25 protein-coding genes are annotated in these 13651 nt (G+C 69.0%); 24 read left to right on the top strand and 1 reads right to left on the bottom strand.

Annotation, left to right across the window (positions count from 1 at the left end; translation table 11 throughout):
* The first annotated feature begins 23 nt into the window (after positions 1-23).
* A complete protein-coding gene (locus tag AC5PYY_RS00200; protein ID WP_493897841.1) occupies positions 24-578 on the top strand; it encodes a YceI family protein in 555 nt (184 codons plus the stop codon).
* 88 nt (positions 579-666) lie between these two features.
* Positions 667-2046 carry a dicarboxylate/amino acid:cation symporter gene (locus AC5PYY_RS00195; protein ID WP_493897840.1) on the top strand — a complete coding sequence of 460 codons (1380 nt, stop codon included), beginning with the start codon at positions 667-669 and terminating at the stop codon, positions 2044-2046.
* On the opposite strand, the gene AC5PYY_RS00190 is transcribed toward AC5PYY_RS00195, so the two are convergent.
* Positions 2035-2559, bottom strand: a complete 525-nt coding sequence (locus tag AC5PYY_RS00190; protein WP_493897839.1) for a DUF2599 domain-containing protein — start codon at positions 2557-2559, stop codon at positions 2035-2037. The genes AC5PYY_RS00195 and AC5PYY_RS00190 overlap by 12 nt on opposite strands.
* Before the next feature lie 29 nt (positions 2560-2588).
* On the opposite strand from AC5PYY_RS00190, the gene AC5PYY_RS00185 reads away from it, so the two are divergent.
* From AC5PYY_RS00185 to rplO, 22 genes are all read left to right on the top strand, one after another.
* A complete protein-coding gene (locus AC5PYY_RS00185) occupies positions 2589-3302 on the top strand; it encodes a histone deacetylase (protein ID WP_493897838.1) in 714 nt (237 codons plus the stop codon).
* A gap of 280 nt (positions 3303-3582) precedes the next feature.
* A complete protein-coding gene (gene rpsJ, locus AC5PYY_RS00180) occupies positions 3583-3891 on the top strand; it encodes a 30S ribosomal protein S10 (protein WP_006946210.1) in 309 nt (102 codons plus the stop codon).
* An 11-nt stretch (positions 3892-3902) separates the two neighbouring features.
* Entirely contained in the window at positions 3903-4565 is a 663-nt protein-coding gene (rplC, locus tag AC5PYY_RS00175; protein ID WP_493897837.1) for a 50S ribosomal protein L3, read from the top strand.
* Positions 4566-4569: 4 nt separating this feature from the next.
* On the top strand, positions 4570-5220 hold the full coding sequence (rplD, locus tag AC5PYY_RS00170; RefSeq protein WP_493897836.1) for a 50S ribosomal protein L4: 651 nt from the start codon (positions 4570-4572) through the stop codon (positions 5218-5220).
* Positions 5217-5519 (top strand): 50S ribosomal protein L23, encoded by a 303-nt coding sequence (gene rplW, locus AC5PYY_RS00165; RefSeq protein WP_493897835.1) that lies wholly within the window; start codon positions 5217-5219, stop codon positions 5517-5519. The genes rplD and rplW overlap by 4 nt, the downstream gene beginning before the upstream one ends.
* A gap of 39 nt (positions 5520-5558) precedes the next feature.
* Positions 5559-6395 (top strand): 50S ribosomal protein L2, encoded by an 837-nt coding sequence (gene rplB / locus AC5PYY_RS00160; RefSeq protein WP_493897834.1) that lies wholly within the window; start codon positions 5559-5561, stop codon positions 6393-6395.
* A gap of 20 nt (positions 6396-6415) precedes the next feature.
* Entirely contained in the window at positions 6416-6697 is a 282-nt protein-coding gene (gene rpsS, locus AC5PYY_RS00155) for a 30S ribosomal protein S19 (protein WP_493897833.1), read from the top strand.
* Between the two features lie 35 nt (positions 6698-6732).
* Positions 6733-7098 carry a 50S ribosomal protein L22 gene (gene rplV, locus AC5PYY_RS00150; RefSeq protein ID WP_493899295.1) on the top strand — a complete coding sequence of 122 codons (366 nt, stop codon included), beginning with the start codon at positions 6733-6735 and terminating at the stop codon, positions 7096-7098.
* Positions 7098-7964, top strand: coding sequence for a 30S ribosomal protein S3 (rpsC, locus tag AC5PYY_RS00145; RefSeq protein WP_493897832.1), 867 nt, complete (start codon positions 7098-7100; stop codon positions 7962-7964). The genes rplV and rpsC overlap by 1 nt, the downstream gene beginning before the upstream one ends.
* A complete protein-coding gene (gene rplP / locus AC5PYY_RS00140; protein WP_493897831.1) occupies positions 7964-8383 on the top strand; it encodes a 50S ribosomal protein L16 in 420 nt (139 codons plus the stop codon). Before rpsC ends, rplP begins: the two co-directional genes overlap by 1 nt.
* On the top strand, positions 8383-8652 hold the full coding sequence (gene rpmC, locus AC5PYY_RS00135; RefSeq protein ID WP_493897830.1) for a 50S ribosomal protein L29: 270 nt from the start codon (positions 8383-8385) through the stop codon (positions 8650-8652). The genes rplP and rpmC overlap by 1 nt, the downstream gene beginning before the upstream one ends.
* Before the next feature lie 2 nt (positions 8653-8654).
* Positions 8655-9038: a 30S ribosomal protein S17 gene (gene rpsQ / locus AC5PYY_RS00130; RefSeq protein WP_493897829.1), complete on the top strand. Its 384-nt coding sequence runs from the start codon at positions 8655-8657 to the stop codon at positions 9036-9038.
* Positions 9039-9151: 113 nt separating this feature from the next.
* Positions 9152-9520, top strand: a complete 369-nt coding sequence (rplN, locus tag AC5PYY_RS00125) for a 50S ribosomal protein L14 (RefSeq protein ID WP_493897828.1) — start codon at positions 9152-9154, stop codon at positions 9518-9520.
* A 3-nt stretch (positions 9521-9523) separates the two neighbouring features.
* Entirely contained in the window at positions 9524-9883 is a 360-nt protein-coding gene (gene rplX, locus AC5PYY_RS00120; RefSeq protein ID WP_493897827.1) for a 50S ribosomal protein L24, read from the top strand.
* Entirely contained in the window at positions 9880-10485 is a 606-nt protein-coding gene (gene rplE / locus AC5PYY_RS00115) for a 50S ribosomal protein L5 (protein ID WP_493897826.1), read from the top strand. Before rplX ends, rplE begins: the two co-directional genes overlap by 4 nt.
* A 4-nt stretch (positions 10486-10489) precedes the next feature.
* The gene (locus tag AC5PYY_RS00110; protein WP_009483068.1) at positions 10490-10675 is read left to right on the top strand and encodes a type Z 30S ribosomal protein S14; all 186 of its coding nucleotides are present in this window, start codon (positions 10490-10492) and stop codon (positions 10673-10675) included.
* A gap of 124 nt (positions 10676-10799) precedes the next feature.
* A complete protein-coding gene (gene rpsH / locus AC5PYY_RS00105) occupies positions 10800-11198 on the top strand; it encodes a 30S ribosomal protein S8 (RefSeq protein ID WP_493897825.1) in 399 nt (132 codons plus the stop codon).
* 31 nt (positions 11199-11229) lie between these two features.
* Complete coding sequence (gene rplF / locus AC5PYY_RS00100; RefSeq protein ID WP_493897824.1) at positions 11230-11769, top strand: 50S ribosomal protein L6; 540 nt, start codon at positions 11230-11232, stop codon at positions 11767-11769.
* A 3-nt stretch (positions 11770-11772) separates the two neighbouring features.
* Complete coding sequence (rplR, locus tag AC5PYY_RS00095) at positions 11773-12147, top strand: 50S ribosomal protein L18 (protein ID WP_493897823.1); 375 nt, start codon at positions 11773-11775, stop codon at positions 12145-12147.
* Positions 12148-12182: 35 nt separating this feature from the next.
* Entirely contained in the window at positions 12183-12848 is a 666-nt protein-coding gene (gene rpsE, locus AC5PYY_RS00090; RefSeq protein ID WP_493897822.1) for a 30S ribosomal protein S5, read from the top strand.
* Complete coding sequence (gene rpmD, locus AC5PYY_RS00085; protein ID WP_010148653.1) at positions 12848-13030, top strand: 50S ribosomal protein L30; 183 nt, start codon at positions 12848-12850, stop codon at positions 13028-13030. The genes rpsE and rpmD overlap by 1 nt, the downstream gene beginning before the upstream one ends.
* Positions 13031-13042: 12 nt before the next feature.
* Positions 13043-13525 carry a 50S ribosomal protein L15 gene (gene rplO / locus AC5PYY_RS00080; protein WP_493897821.1) on the top strand — a complete coding sequence of 161 codons (483 nt, stop codon included), beginning with the start codon at positions 13043-13045 and terminating at the stop codon, positions 13523-13525.
* The last annotated feature ends 126 nt before the right edge of the window (positions 13526-13651 follow it).

Below are 13651 nucleotides of genomic sequence, written 5' to 3'. Positions count from 1 at the left end.
GGGTGCCGGGGTAGGCTGGCAGGGTGACTGACCTTGATGAGTCGATGAGTGGCCAGTGGCGGTTCGACCCGGCGCACACCCGGGTGGGTTTCTCCGCCCGACACGCGATGATCACCACGGTCCGGGGGACCTTCACCGATGTGGAGGGGGTCATCGACCTGGACGTCGCCGACGTGGCCTCCTCCAGCGTGCAGGTGCTGATCCGGGCCGCGAGCGTGGACACCTACAACGAGCAGCGCGACCAGCACCTGCGCAGTCCCGACTTCTTCGACGTGGAGACCTACCCGGAGATCCGCTTCGCCTCGAGCACCATCGACGAGGTGGAGACCAACAACTTCATGGTGGTCGGTGACCTGACGATCCGGGACGTCACCAAGCAGGTGGCCATCCCGATCGAGCTCCTGGGCATCCAGCGCGATCCCATGGGCAACCTGCGCGCCGGCTTCGAGGCGAGTCGCCGGCTGGACCGGCGCGACTTCGGGCTTCAGTGGAACATGCCGCTGGACACCGGTGGCGTCCTGGTGTCGGAGAAGGTGAGCCTGGAGTTCGAGATCTCCGCGATCAAGCAGGAGGGCTGACGCCGCGCCGCGTCGACCCTTGTCGTCGCGGAAGGTGCGGTAGAGGTTTCCCCCCACCTGAGGACCACGGGTGAAGGGAAGGGAAACCATGGAGCCCAGCCAGCAGCAGGACACCGACCGGGAGCAGACCTCCGGCGACCGCACCACGATGTCGCTGACGACGCAGATCACGATCGCGCTCGTGGTCGGGGCGATCGTCGGCATCCTGCTCAACACCGTCAAGGACGTCGGCTGGGTCAACGACCACGTGATCGAGGGCATCCTCACGCTGGTCGCCGACGGGTTCGTCCGGGCGCTCCAGATGCTGGTGGTCCCGCTCGTGGTCTTCTCGCTCATCACCGGGGTCGCCGGCATCGGCGACATCAAGCTGCTCGGGCGGGTCGGTGGCAAGGCCTTCGGCCTCTACGTCGCGACCACGGCGATCGCCATCACGACGGCCATCGTCCTGGCGCTGGCGATCGGCCCCGGCAAGGGGTTCGACATGTCCGGCGTCGACACCAGTGGCATGGAGGGGGCCAACAACGACGAGACGTTCTGGCAGACGCTCGCCGCGATCATCCCTGGCAACCCCATCGCCGCGTTCGCCAACGGCGACATGCTGCAGATCATCTTCTACGTCATCATCATCGGCATCGCGGCGCTCATGCTGGGGGAGCGGTCCGAGGGCTTCCTCAAGGCCTGCGACTACATGAACGAGCTCATGATGAAGGTCGTCACCATCGTCATGATGTTCGCCCCCATCGGCGTCTTCGCCCTGCTGGCCCGAGCCTTCGCGCGTGAGGGTTACGACCTGTTCGTCCCGCTGGCCTCCTACGTCGGCACCCTCGTGGGCGCGCTGTTCTTCCACCTCTTCGTCACGATCCTCGCGCTCTTCTGGCTGTTCAACCGGCTCAGCCCCGCGATCTTCCTACGCAAGATCCGCTCCGCCCAGCTCTTCGCCTTCTCGACCGCGTCGTCCAACGCGACGATTCCGGTGACGATGCGCGCGGTCAACCAGCGGATGGGCGTCGACCGTGGTGTGGCCTCCTTCACGGTGCCGTTCGGCGCCACCATCAACATGGACGGCACCGCGATCATGCAGGGTGTCGCCGCGGTCTTCATCGCCAACGTCTACGGCATCGACCTGGGCATCGGCGGTTACCTCACGGTCATCGGTATGGCGGTGCTCGCCTCGATCGGCACCGCTGGGGTGCCCGGTGTGGGCCTCATCATGCTCACCATGGTGCTCAACCAGGTGGGTCTGCCGGTAGAGGGAATCGCCATCATCATCGGCGTGGACCGGCTCATGGACATGATCCGCACCGCGGTCAACATCACCGGTGATGCCATGGTCAGCACAGTGGTGGCCAAGAGCGAGGGCGAGATGGATCTCGACGTCTTCAACGACCCCGCTGCCGGCGAGATCGACGGCGGCCTCGACGAGGAGCTCGCCCGCATGAGCGGCACCGGAGCCGTCTCAGGGAGCTGACGGGTTGCACCGGTCGACGAGGAGCTGCTCCTCGTCGACCAGCGGCCGCCACGGCTCCAGCCGCCATACCTCCTTGGCCCGGGCGAAGCGCAGGTGGCAGGCATACTGCTGCCGCACCGCGTCGGAGTCGGCGTCCGGACCGGCACGGTCCACGACCTCGGTCCAGCCTGGCGGGTCGGACTCCCACCGCAGGAGTGGGCCGGCGCACACGCGCAACGCGCTGGACGGGGTGACCGCCAGGGAGAGGCCCCCCTCGGCCTCGGTCCACGTGACGGAGTCCAGCGCGCCGTCCTCGGGACAGTCGGGCGGTGCGGTCGGCGTGGCGGTGCGGCTCGTCGTGGCGGGTGCCGTCGCGGTCGACGTGGCGCCGTCCCGGTCGCCCGCCGTCGGTGAGCCGGTGGGGTCACCGGCCACCGAGGTCACGGCCGCCCCGCTCGCCACCGGCCCTCCGCCCGAGCCGCACCCGGCTAGCATCGTCGCCGCGAGGGCGGCGGCGAGTGCCCGATGACCCATGCCCTGAGGATACGTGCGAGCCTGGGGAGATGCTCCTCTGGTATGCCGCCTACGGGTCCAACCTGAGCCGGGAGCGGTTCGCCCACTACCTCGTCGGGGGACGACCGCTCGGCGCCCGCCAGTCGTATCCCGGGGCGCGCGACACCCAGGAGCCGCGCGCCGACCGTCCGGTGCGGCTGCCCGGCCGGTTGCACTTCGGCTGGGAGTCGCTGACCTGGGGCGGAGGCATCGCCTTCCTCGACCCGGTGCCATCGTCGGGGCGTGACAGGCGCGGGCGCACCACCGATGCGCCGGACGTCGAGGGCGGTCCGGATGACGGGAGTGACGACGGCGTGGTGCTCGCCCGCGCCTACCTCATCACGGCGGAGCAGTTCGCCGATGTGGCGTCTCAGGAGATGCGCCGCCCGCCGGGGGAGTCCCTCGACCTGGCGCCGTTGGTCGACGGTGACCGGCACCGCTACGGGCCGGGGCGCTACGAGACGGTGCACCGGGTGGGTGAGCTGGACGGTCTCCCCGTCCTCACCTTCACGGCGGACGACCCGACGCTCCTGCCACCCAACCCGCCGGGGGAGGCCTACCTCCGGGTCATCGTCGGTGGGCTGGTGCAGTCGCACCGGCTCGGCCCGGAGCAGGTCGCCGACTACCTGCTCGGTGCTCCCACCGTGGCCGCGGCCTGGACGCGCGAGGATCTCCTCGCGCTGGCCCGCGAAGGGGACGGGGGCAGGGGAGCGGGCACGATTTGAGGTCGGCTGCCAGGGCATGGCACACTAGACAGGTTGCTTGACGCGTGGCGCGCACCCGTGTGTGTGTCACCGGCCGTCCGGCACGCGCCCCAGGGCGCGGGCGACGGCAGCGCAAGCCCCGGCAGCACGCCGGGCACGGACACCGCCCAGAACGATCGCACGATCGATGGGTCACGTCCGCGGAGGGCGCGACACGCCCGACCGCGGGGGTCGGTGAAAGGCCTGGTCGCAGCCGGACCAGAGTGTTCCAGCAGGACGACGAGAGAGAGTCAGACAAGCGATGGCGGGACAGAAGATCCGCATCCGGCTTAAGTCGTACGACCACGAGGTCATCGACAGCTCGGCGCGCAAGATCGTTGACACGGTGACCCGTGCTGGCGCCACGGTAGTGGGCCCGGTGCCGCTCCCGACGGAGAAGAACGTCTTCTGCGTCATCCGGTCGCCCCACAAGTACAAGGACAGCCGCGAGCACTTCGAGATGCGCACGCACAAGCGCCTGATCGACATCGTCGACCCCACCCCCAAGGCGGTCGACTCGTTGATGCGTCTCGACCTGCCGGCGGACGTCAACATCGAGATCAAGCTGTGAGTGTGACCACGATGACCACTACGACTCAGACGAACCGCACCGTCAAGGGCATCCTCGGTGAGAAGCTCGGCATGACCCAGGTCTGGGACGCCGAGAACCGCCTGGTGCCGGTCACGGTGATCAAGGCCGGCCCGGCCGTCGTGACCCAGGTCCGCAACGCGGAGACCGACGGGTATGACGCCGTGCAGATCGCCTTCGGCGCGATCGACCCGCGCAAGGTCACCCAGCCGCTGAAGGGTCACTTCGCCAAGGCGGGCGTCACGCCGCGCCGGCACGTGGCCGAGCTCCGCACCGCGGACGCCGCCAGCTACGAGCTGGGCCAGGAGCTGACCGCGGAGACCTTCGAGGGTGGCCAGACGGTAGACGTCACCGGCACCACCAAGGGCAAGGGCTTCGCGGGCGTCATGAAGCGCCACGGCTTCTCCGGCGTCGGCGCCTCCCACGGTGCCCACCGCAACCACCGCAAGCCCGGCTCGATCGGTGGCTGCGCCACCCCGGGCCGCGTCTTCAAGGGCCTGCGCATGGCCGGCCGGATGGGCGGCGTGCGCCAGACCACCTCGAACCTGACCGTCCACGCCGTGGACGCCGAGAAGGGCCTGCTGCTCATCAAGGGTGCCGTCCCCGGCCCCCGCGGCGGTGTCGTCCTCGTGCGCACGGCCGCGAAGGGTGCGTGATCACATGACTTCCCTCACCATCACCAAGCCGACCGGCGGTGACGCCGGCACCGTGGACCTGCCCGCCGAGCTCTTCGACGTGCAGACCAACGTGCCGCTCATCCACCAGGTCGTCGTGGCCCAGTTGGCCGCGGCGCGTCAGGGCACCCACGCCACCAAGACCCGCGCCGACGTGCGCGGCGGTGGCCGCAAGCCCTACCGGCAGAAGGGGACCGGCCGGGCCCGTCAGGGCTCGACCCGCGCGCCGCAGTTCGCCGGCGGTGGCACCGTCCACGGCCCGCAGCCGCGCAACTACGCCCAGAAGACCCCCAAGAAGATGAAGGCCGCCGCGCTCCGCGGGGCGCTGTCGGACCGCGCCCGGCACGGACGCATCCACGTCCTGTCGGCGCTCGTCGAGGGCGAGGCGCCGTCCACCAAGACGGCCCGCACCGCGCTGCAGGCGCTCTCCGACCGGCCGCACCTCCTCGTGGTCCTGGACCGCGCGGACGAGGTCGGGCTGCGCAGCGTCCGCAACATGGCGCAGGTGCACGTCCTCTTCGTCGACCAGCTCAACACCTACGACGTGCTGTGCTCCGACGACGTGGTCTTCACCCAGGCCGCCCTGGACGCCTTCATCGCCGGCACCACCGGTACGAGCGCCGAGGAGGCCAAGTGAGCACCTTCACCAGCCGGAAGGACCCGCGCGACATCCTGCTGTCGCCGGTCGTGTCCGAGAAGTCCTACGCGCTGCTCGACCAGGGGAAGTACACCTTCCTCGTCGACCCGCGGTCCAACAAGTCCGAGATCAAGAAGGCCGTCGAGGCCATCTTCGACGTCAAGGTCGACTCGGTCCACACCATGAACCGCCCGGGCAAGGCCCGTCGCACGCGGTTCGGGATGGGCAAGCGCAAGGACACCAAGCGCGCGATCGTGACGCTGCGCGAGGGCTCCATCGACATCTTCGGCACGCTCTGAGCCGGGACACCTGAGACGAGAAGCTAGAGGAATCCGAGAATGGCTATCCGCAAGTACAAGCCGACGACCCCGGGCCGCCGTGGCTCGAGCGTGGCCGACTTCGTCGAGGTGACCCGGGACGTCCCCGAGAAGTCGCTGGTCAAGCCGCTGTCGAAGACCGGTGGGCGCAACGCCACCGGTCGGATCACGACCCGGCACATCGGTGGCGGGCACAAGCGTGCCTACCGCGTCATCGACTTCCGCCGGGCGGACAAGGACGGCGTCAACGCCAAGGTCGCCCACATCGAGTACGACCCGAACCGCACCGCGCGCATCGCGCTGCTGCACTACACCGACGGCGAGAAGCGCTACATCATCGCGCCGAACCGGCTCAAGCAGGGCGACACGGTCGAGAACGGCCCGTCCGCCGACATCAAGCCCGGCAACAACCTGCCGCTGCGCAACATCCCGGTCGGTACGGTCATCCACGCGATCGAGCTGCGGCCCGGTGGGGGCGCCAAGATTGCCCGCTCCGCCGGGGCCCGCGTGCAGCTCGTCGCCAAGGACGGCCCGATGGCGCAACTGCGCATGCCCTCCGGTGAGATCCGCAACGTCGACGCGCGCTGCCGCGCCACCGTCGGCGAGGTGGGCAACGCCGAGCAGAGCAACATCAGCTGGGGCAAGGCCGGCCGCATGCGGTGGAAGGGCAAGCGCCCGACCGTCCGCGGTGTCGTCATGAACCCGGTCGACCACCCGCACGGTGGTGGTGAGGGCCGGACGTCCGGTGGCCGCCACCCGGTGAGCCCCTGGGGCCAGCCCGAGGGCCGGACCCGCAAGCCCAACAAGCCCAGCGACAAGCTCATCGTGCGTCGTCGCCGGACCGGCAAGAAGCGCTGAGTAGGGAGTACAACGCAAGCATGCCTCGCAGCCTCAAGAAGGGCCCGTTCGTCGACGACCACCTCGCCAAGAAGGTGGACGCACAGAACGAGGCCGGCACCAAGAACGTCATCAAGACCTGGTCCCGCCGGTCGATGATCACCCCCGACATGCTCGGCCACACGCTGGCCGTGCACGACGGCCGCAAGCACGTCCCGGTCTTCGTGACCGAGTCGATGGTCGGCCACAAGCTCGGTGAGTTCGCTCCGACCCGCACCTTCAAGGGTCACGAGAAGGACGACAGGAAGGCTCGCCGCCGATGACGACCACCACCAACACCCCGGAAGAAGGGATCGCCATGGGAGCCAGGGCGCAGGCGCGGTTCGTCCGCGTGACGCCGATGAAGGCGCGCCGTGTCGTGGACCTCATCCGCGGCAAGAGCGTGCCGGAGGCGCAGGCGCTGATGCGGTTCGCGCCGCAGGGCGCGAGCGAGCCGGTGCTGAAGGTCCTCAACAGCGCGGTCGCCAACGCCCGGCACGCCGCGGACTCCGCTGGCGAGGGCTTCGACGAGACCAGCCTGGTCGTGTCGTCCGCGTTCGTGGACGAGGGCCCGACCATGAAGCGGTTCCGGCCGCGCGCCCAGGGCCGCGCCAGCCGCATCAACAAGCGCACGAGCCACATCACCGTGGTCGTGTCCGAGAAGACCAAGGGAGGTGCCCGCTGATGGGGCAGAAGATCAACCCGAACGGCTACCGCCTGGGCATCACCACCGACCACCGCAGCCGCTGGTTCGCCGACTCCACCAAGGAGGGGCAGCGCTACCGCGACTACGTGAAGGAAGACGTCGCGATCCGCGAGCTGCTCTCCACGGGCATGGACCGGGCCGGCATCTCCAAGGTGGAGATCGAGCGCACCCGCGACCGCGTCCGGGTGGACATCCACACCGCGCGTCCGGGCATCGTCATCGGCCGTCGCGGCGCGGAGGCCGACCGCCTCCGCGGCGCCTTGGAGAAGCTGACGGGCAAGCAGGTGCAGCTCAACATCCTCGAGGTCAAGAACCCCGAGGTGGACGCGCAGCTGGTGGCCCAGGGCATCGCCGAGCAGCTCGCGGCCCGCGTGACCTTCCGGCGCGCGATGCGCAAGGGCATGCAGTCCGCCCTGCGCGCGGGCGCCAAGGGCATCCGGATCCAGTGCTCGGGCCGCCTCGGCGGCGCCGAGATGTCCCGGTCGGAGTTCTACCGCGAGGGTCGCGTACCGCTGCACACTCTGCGGGCGAACATCGACTACGGCTTCTATGAGGCCAAGACCACCTTCGGTCGTATCGGCGTGAAGGTCTGGATCTACAAGGGCGACCTGACCGCCAAGGAGCTGGCCCGCGAGGAAGCCGCCTCCGGCGGTGACCGCCGCGGCGACCGTCGCGGTCGAGGCCGTGGCCCGGGTGGCGGCGGCGAGCGCGGCGAGCGTCGCGGTCGGGCCCCCCGCCGGGACGAGGCGGCCTCGTCCGCCCCGGCCGGGTCGACCGAGGCCGCCGCTCCCCAGCAGGAGCAGGCGAGCCAGGCCCCTGCGACCACCGAGGGAGAGCAGTCCTGATGTTGATTCCCCGTCGAGTCAAGCACCGCAAGCAGCACCACCCGAAGCGCTCCGGCATGGCCAAGGGTGGCACCCAGCTGGCGTTCGGTGACTACGGCATCCAGGCCTTGGCGCCCGCCTACGTCACCAACCGGCAGATCGAGTCCGCGCGTATCGCCATGACCCGCTACATCAAGCGTGGCGGCAAGGTGTGGATCAACATCTACCCGGACCGCCCGCTGACCAAGAAGCCGGCGGAGACCCGCATGGGCTCCGGTAAGGGCTCGCCCGAGTGGTGGGTGGCCAACGTCAAGCCCGGGCGCATCATGTTCGAGCTGTCCGGTGTGTCCGAGGACGTCGCCCGCGAGGCGTTGCGTCTGGCGATGCACAAGCTCCCCATGAAGGCCCGCTTCGTGTCCCGTGAGGGTGGTGACATCTGATGGCAGTCGGTTCTGCGAACCTGACCCCCGACCAGCTCCGTGGTCTGGAGGACGGCCCCCTGGCCGATGCCCTGGCCGAGGCCAAGAAGGAGTTGTTCAACCTGCGCTTCCAGTCGGCCACCGGGCAGCTGGAGAGCCACGGCCGGCTCCGCGCCGTGCGCAAAGACATCGCCCGGATCTACACGGAGATGCGCGAGCGGGAGCTCGGCATCGGCCGCGAGGTCGACGCGGCCGCGGCAACCGCCGACGAGAACGAGAAGGTGGGCTGAGCATGAGCGAGAGCACCAAGACCGATGTCGAGACCACCGTGGCCGACGAGACCACCGAGCCTGCTGCGGCCGCGGCGACGACGGACGCCGTCGAGGCGCACGAGCCCAGCGAGAGCTCGCTGGGGCACGGCGGCGACCGCAACTACCGCAAGGTCCGTCAGGGCTACGTGGTGAGCGACAAGATGGACAAGACCGTCGTCGTCCAGGTCGAGGACCGCGTCAAGCACGCGCTCTACGGCAAGGTCCTGCGCACGACCAACAAGGTCAAGGCGCACGACGAGGACAACACCGCCGGTGTCGGCGACCGTGTCCTCATCATGGAGACCCGACCGCTGTCCGCGACCAAGCGCTGGCGCCTCGTGGAGATCCTCGAGAAGGCCAAGTAACACTCTGTCGGGGGCTCGCGCCCCGGACAGACCCCGACCTACCAATCCACAACGTCTGATCAGGCTCGGCCCCGTGCGGGGCGGAGAACCAGTCGGCAGTAGGAGAACGAACAGTGATCCAGCAGGAGTCGCGACTGCGCGTCGCCGACAACACCGGTGCCAAGGAGCTCCTGTGCATCCGCGTGCTGGGCGGTTCCGGCCGCCGCTACGCGGGCATCGGGGACACCATCGTGGCCACGGTCAAGGACGCCATCCCGGGCGGCAACGTCAAGAAGGGCGATGTCGTCAAGGCGGTCGTGGTGCGCACCAAGAAGGCGCGTCGTCGTCCCGACGGCAGCTACATCCGTTTCGACGAGAACGCCGCGGTCATCCTGAAGAACGACGGGGACCCGCGCGGTACCCGCATCTTCGGCCCGGTGGGCCGTGAGCTGCGCGACAAGCGATTCATGCGAATCGTCTCGCTCGCGCCGGAGGTGATCTGAGCCATGGCGAAGATGAAGATCAAGAAGAACGACCTGGTGCAGGTCATCGCCGGCAAGGACAAGGGTCTGCAGGGCCGCGTCATCGCGGTCTACACCGAGACCGACCGCGTCCTCGTCGAGGGTGTCAACCGCATCACCAAGCACACCCGGGCCGGCGGTCAGCGCGGCGTCAACACCGGAGGCATCCAGGTCCAGGAGGCGCCCATCCACGTGTCCAACGTGATGGTGGTCGACCCCGAGACCAAGATGCCGACGCGGATCAAGACCCGGGTCGAGTCGGTCGAGCGCGGCGACGGCTCCGGGCGCAACAAGACGGTGCGCACCCGCGTCGCGGTGCGCTCGGGTAAGGACATACGAGCATGACTGACACGCTGAACGACGCGACCGAGACCAGCGAGGCCACGCAGACGGCCTCGGCTCCGGCGCCGCGGCTCAAGGGTCGCTACCGCGAGGAGATCGTCCCCGCCATGACGTCGGAGTTCGGCTACGCCAACCCGATGCAGGTGCCCGGCCTGGTGAAGATCACGGTCAACATGGGCGTCGGCGAGGCGGCCCGCGACAGCAAGCTCATCGAGGGCGCGGTCCGGGACCTCACGTCAATCACCGGCCAGAAGCCGGCCGTAACCAAGGCCAAGAAGTCGATCGCCCAGTTCAAGCTGCGCGAGGGTATGCCGATCGGCGCCCACGTGACGCTGCGCGGGGACCGCATGTGGGAGTTCCTGGACCGGCTGCTGTCGCTGGCGCTGCCGCGCATCCGCGACTTCCGCGGCCTGTCGCCGCGCCAGTTCGACGGCAACGGCAACTACACCTTCGGCCTCAACGAGCAGTCCATGTTCCACGAGATCGACCAGGACAAGATCGACCGCGTCCGCGGCATGGACATCACGGTCGTGACCACCGCCACCACCGACGACGAGGGCCGGGCGCTGCTGAAGCGGCTGGGCTTCCCGTTCAAGGAGAACTGAGACGATGGCCAAGACCGCTCTCATCAACAAGGCCAACCGCAAGCCGAAGTTCAAGGTGCGCGCCTACACCCGCTGCCAGCGGTGCGGCCGGCCGCACTCGGTCTACCGCAAGTTCGGCCTGTGCCGGATCTGCCTGCGCGAGATGGCGCACCGGGGCGAGCTCCCGGGCGTCACCAAGTCGAGCTGGTGATCGGACCCCGGTCCGCACCACGACCCCACCTGACCACCCGACGTAACCACCACCTGGAACATCGAAGGTCGCCCACGGCATACCGCCACGGGGGAAACCGCGATGAGAAAGGGCAGATCGCCCCATGACCATGACCGACCCGATCGCGGACATGCTGACCCGGATCCGCAACGCCAACTCGGCGCACAAGGACCAGGTCACCATGCCGTACTCCAAGCTCAAGGCGAACATCGCCGACATCCTCAGGGCCGAGGGCTACATCGCCTCCTGGACCTCTGCGGATGCGGAGGTGGGCTCGAGCCTGACCATCGACCTCAAGTACGGCCCCAACCGGGAGCGTTCGATCGCCGGAGTGCGTCGCGTCTCCAAGCCGGGGCTGCGCGTCTACGCGAAGTCCACCAACCTGCCCCGCGTGCTGGGCGGCCTGGGCGTGGCCATCATCTCCACGTCCTCCGGCCTGCTCACAGACCGTCAGGCAGCCGAGAAGGGCGTCGGCGGCGAAGTGCTCGCCTACGTCTGGTGACCTGAGGCAGAAGGTAAGGAGCACACACGTAATGTCTCGTATCGGACGACTCCCCGTCTCCATCCCTACCGGTGTGGACGTGGCCATCGACGGCGGCACCGTGACCGTCAAGGGCCCCAAGGGCCAGCTCGCGCTCGACGTGGTGGAGCCCATCTCCGTCGCGCAGGGCGAGGACGGCAGCATCGAGGTCACCCGTCCCGACGACGAGCGCGACTCCCGCGCCCGTCACGGCCTGACCCGCAGCCTCATCGCCAACATGGTCGAGGGTGTGACCTCCGGCTACACCAAGAAGCTGGAGATCCACGGCACCGGCTACCGCGTGGTGGCCAAGGGCAGCGACCTGGAGTTCGCGCTCGGCTACAGCCACCCGATCCTCATCAAGGCCCCGGAAGGCATCACCTTCCAGGTCGAGAACCCGACCCGGTTCTCGGTCACGGGCATCGACAAGCAGCAGGTCGGCGAGGTCGCGGCCAACATCCGCAAGCTGCGCAAGCCCGACCCCTACAAGGGCAAGGGCGTGCGCTACGAGGGTGAGCGCATCCGCCGCAAGGTCGGAAAGGCTGGTAAGTAAGCCATGGCACAGATCGTCAAGCGCGCCAAGAGCAAGAGCGCGGCCCGGGGCCGGCGCCACCTGCGTCTGCGCAAGAAGGTCACCGGCACCACCGAGCGTCCGCGCATCGTGGTCAACCGGTCCTCGCGACACGTCTTCGTCCAGCTCGTGGACGACACCCAGAGCGCCACGCTGGCCTCGGCCTCGACCATGGAGGCCGACCTGCGTGCTCTCGACGCCGACAAGACCGCCAAGGCGCGCCGCGTCGGTGAGCTCCTGGCCGAGCGGGCCAAGGCAGCCGGTGTCGAGGCCGCGGTCTTCGACCGTGGCGGCAACCGGTATGCCGGCCGCGTGGCCGCGATCGCGGAGGGCGCCCGCGAGGGCGGCCTGTCGCTCTGACAGACCCCGACAGACAAGGAAAGAGGAACCTTCCTATGGCTGGTGACTTCCAGCGCCGCGGCTCCGGTGGCAACTCGGCCTCCGGTGACGCCCGCGACAACCGTCGGGGCAACCGCGACAACAACAACCGTGACCGCCGCGACAACCGTGGTGGTCGGGATGACGACCGCAACCAGTACCTGGAGCGCGTCGTCACCATCAACCGTGTCGCCAAGGTCGTCAAGGGTGGTCGGCGCTTCAGCTTCACCGCCCTGGTCATCGTCGGTGACGGCGACGGCACCGTCGGCGTCGGCTACGGCAAGGCCAAGGAGGTGCCCGCGGCGATCTCCAAGGGCGTCGAGGAGGCGAAGAAGAACTTCTTCCGCGTTCCCCGCATCGCCGGCACCATCCCGCACCCGGTCCAGGGCGAGGACGCCGCCGGCGTCGTCATGCTCAAGCCGGCCAGCCCCGGTACCGGTGTCATCGCCGGTGGCCCGGTGCGCGCCGTGCTCGAGTGCGCGGGGATCCACGACGTGCTGAGCAAGTCGCTGGGGTCCAGCAACTCGATCAACATCGTGCACGCCACCGTCGCGGCGCTGCGTGGGCTCGAGCAGCCGGAGGCCGTCGCGGCCCGTCGTGGCAAGTCCCTCGAGGAGGTGGCCCCGCACGCGATGCTGCGCGCCCGCGCCGAGGCCGCCGCCGAGACGAAGGCAGGTGCCTGATGGCCAAGCTCAAGGTGACCCAGATCAAGTCCACCGTCGGCACGAAGCACATGCACCGGGAGACCGTCCGGAGCCTGGGCCTCAAGCGGATCGGTGACACCGTCGTCAAGGAGGATCGTCCCGAGTTCCGGGGGATGGTCCGCACGGTCGCCCACCTGGTGACCGTCGAGGAGGTTGACTGACCGATGAGTGACATGAGTGACAAGACCACTGCCAGCGCGACCGGCTCCGGCTCCAAGGCGCTCAAGGTCCACCACCTGCGTCCCGCACCGGGGGCCAAGACCGCCAAGACCCGCGTGGGTCGCGGTGAGGCGTCCAAGGGCAAGACCGCCGGTCGCGGGACCAAGGGCACCAAGGCGCGTTACCAGGTCCCCGAGACCTTCGAGGGCGGCCAGACGCCGATGCACATGCGGCTGCCGAAGCTGCGCGGCTTCACGAACCCGTTCAAGGTGACCTACCAGGTCGTCAACCTGGACACCCTGGCCTCGCTCTTCCCCGAGGGTGGTGCGGTGACTCCCGCGGAGCTCGTGGCCAAGGGCGCGGTGCGCAAGGGCCAGCCCGTCAAGGTTCTCGGCACCGGTGAGCTGTCCGTGAAGCTCGACGTCACCGCCGCCAAGTTCTCGGCCTCCGCCAAGGAAAAGATCGAGGCCGCCGGCGGGAGCACCACCGAGGCCTGACCGGAGCCTCGACCCACGGCATACCCTCGTGAGGCCCCGCGTCGCCACCGCGACGACGGGGCCTCGCGTGCTTTCCGCCCCCACCCCCCCTGGTGTTATCGTCGTGGACGATTCATGCTCGCTCCT

This window comes from Serinicoccus sp. JS2-9, assembly GCF_059025165.1.
The sequence above is the reverse complement of the archived record's forward strand: the minus strand, read 5'-3'. Positions and strand labels throughout refer to the sequence as shown.

What these genes read in the sequence shown, in the direction of transcription:
- AC5PYY_RS00195 (WP_493897840.1), top strand. Translation starts at nt 667, where the DNA reads ATGGAGCCCAGCCAGCAGCAGGACACCGACCGGGAGCAGACCTCCGGC.
- AC5PYY_RS00190 (WP_493897839.1), bottom strand. Translation starts at nt 2,559, where the DNA reads ATGGGTCATCGGGCACTCGCCGCCGCCCTCGCGGCGACGATGCTAGCC.
- AC5PYY_RS00185 (WP_493897838.1), top strand. Translation starts at nt 2,589, where the DNA reads ATGCTCCTCTGGTATGCCGCCTACGGGTCCAACCTGAGCCGGGAGCGG.
- rpsJ (WP_006946210.1), top strand. Translation starts at nt 3,583, where the DNA reads ATGGCGGGACAGAAGATCCGCATCCGGCTTAAGTCGTACGACCACGAG.
- rplC (WP_493897837.1), top strand. Translation starts at nt 3,903, where the DNA reads ATGACCACTACGACTCAGACGAACCGCACCGTCAAGGGCATCCTCGGT.
- rplD (WP_493897836.1), top strand. Translation starts at nt 4,570, where the DNA reads ATGACTTCCCTCACCATCACCAAGCCGACCGGCGGTGACGCCGGCACC.
- rplB (WP_493897834.1), top strand. Translation starts at nt 5,559, where the DNA reads ATGGCTATCCGCAAGTACAAGCCGACGACCCCGGGCCGCCGTGGCTCG.
- rpsS (WP_493897833.1), top strand. Translation starts at nt 6,416, where the DNA reads ATGCCTCGCAGCCTCAAGAAGGGCCCGTTCGTCGACGACCACCTCGCC.
- rplV (WP_493899295.1), top strand. Translation starts at nt 6,733, where the DNA reads ATGGGAGCCAGGGCGCAGGCGCGGTTCGTCCGCGTGACGCCGATGAAG.
- rpsC (WP_493897832.1), top strand. Translation starts at nt 7,098, where the DNA reads ATGGGGCAGAAGATCAACCCGAACGGCTACCGCCTGGGCATCACCACC.
- rplP (WP_493897831.1), top strand. Translation starts at nt 7,964, where the DNA reads ATGTTGATTCCCCGTCGAGTCAAGCACCGCAAGCAGCACCACCCGAAG.
- rpmC (WP_493897830.1), top strand. Translation starts at nt 8,383, where the DNA reads ATGGCAGTCGGTTCTGCGAACCTGACCCCCGACCAGCTCCGTGGTCTG.
- rpsQ (WP_493897829.1), top strand. Translation starts at nt 8,655, where the DNA reads ATGAGCGAGAGCACCAAGACCGATGTCGAGACCACCGTGGCCGACGAG.
- rplX (WP_493897827.1), top strand. Translation starts at nt 9,524, where the DNA reads ATGGCGAAGATGAAGATCAAGAAGAACGACCTGGTGCAGGTCATCGCC.
- rplE (WP_493897826.1), top strand. Translation starts at nt 9,880, where the DNA reads ATGACTGACACGCTGAACGACGCGACCGAGACCAGCGAGGCCACGCAG.
- AC5PYY_RS00110 (WP_009483068.1), top strand. Translation starts at nt 10,490, where the DNA reads ATGGCCAAGACCGCTCTCATCAACAAGGCCAACCGCAAGCCGAAGTTC.
- rpsH (WP_493897825.1), top strand. Translation starts at nt 10,800, where the DNA reads ATGACCATGACCGACCCGATCGCGGACATGCTGACCCGGATCCGCAAC.
- rplF (WP_493897824.1), top strand. Translation starts at nt 11,230, where the DNA reads ATGTCTCGTATCGGACGACTCCCCGTCTCCATCCCTACCGGTGTGGAC.
- rplR (WP_493897823.1), top strand. Translation starts at nt 11,773, where the DNA reads ATGGCACAGATCGTCAAGCGCGCCAAGAGCAAGAGCGCGGCCCGGGGC.
- rpsE (WP_493897822.1), top strand. Translation starts at nt 12,183, where the DNA reads ATGGCTGGTGACTTCCAGCGCCGCGGCTCCGGTGGCAACTCGGCCTCC.
- rpmD (WP_010148653.1), top strand. Translation starts at nt 12,848, where the DNA reads ATGGCCAAGCTCAAGGTGACCCAGATCAAGTCCACCGTCGGCACGAAG.
- rplO (WP_493897821.1), top strand. Translation starts at nt 13,043, where the DNA reads ATGAGTGACAAGACCACTGCCAGCGCGACCGGCTCCGGCTCCAAGGCG.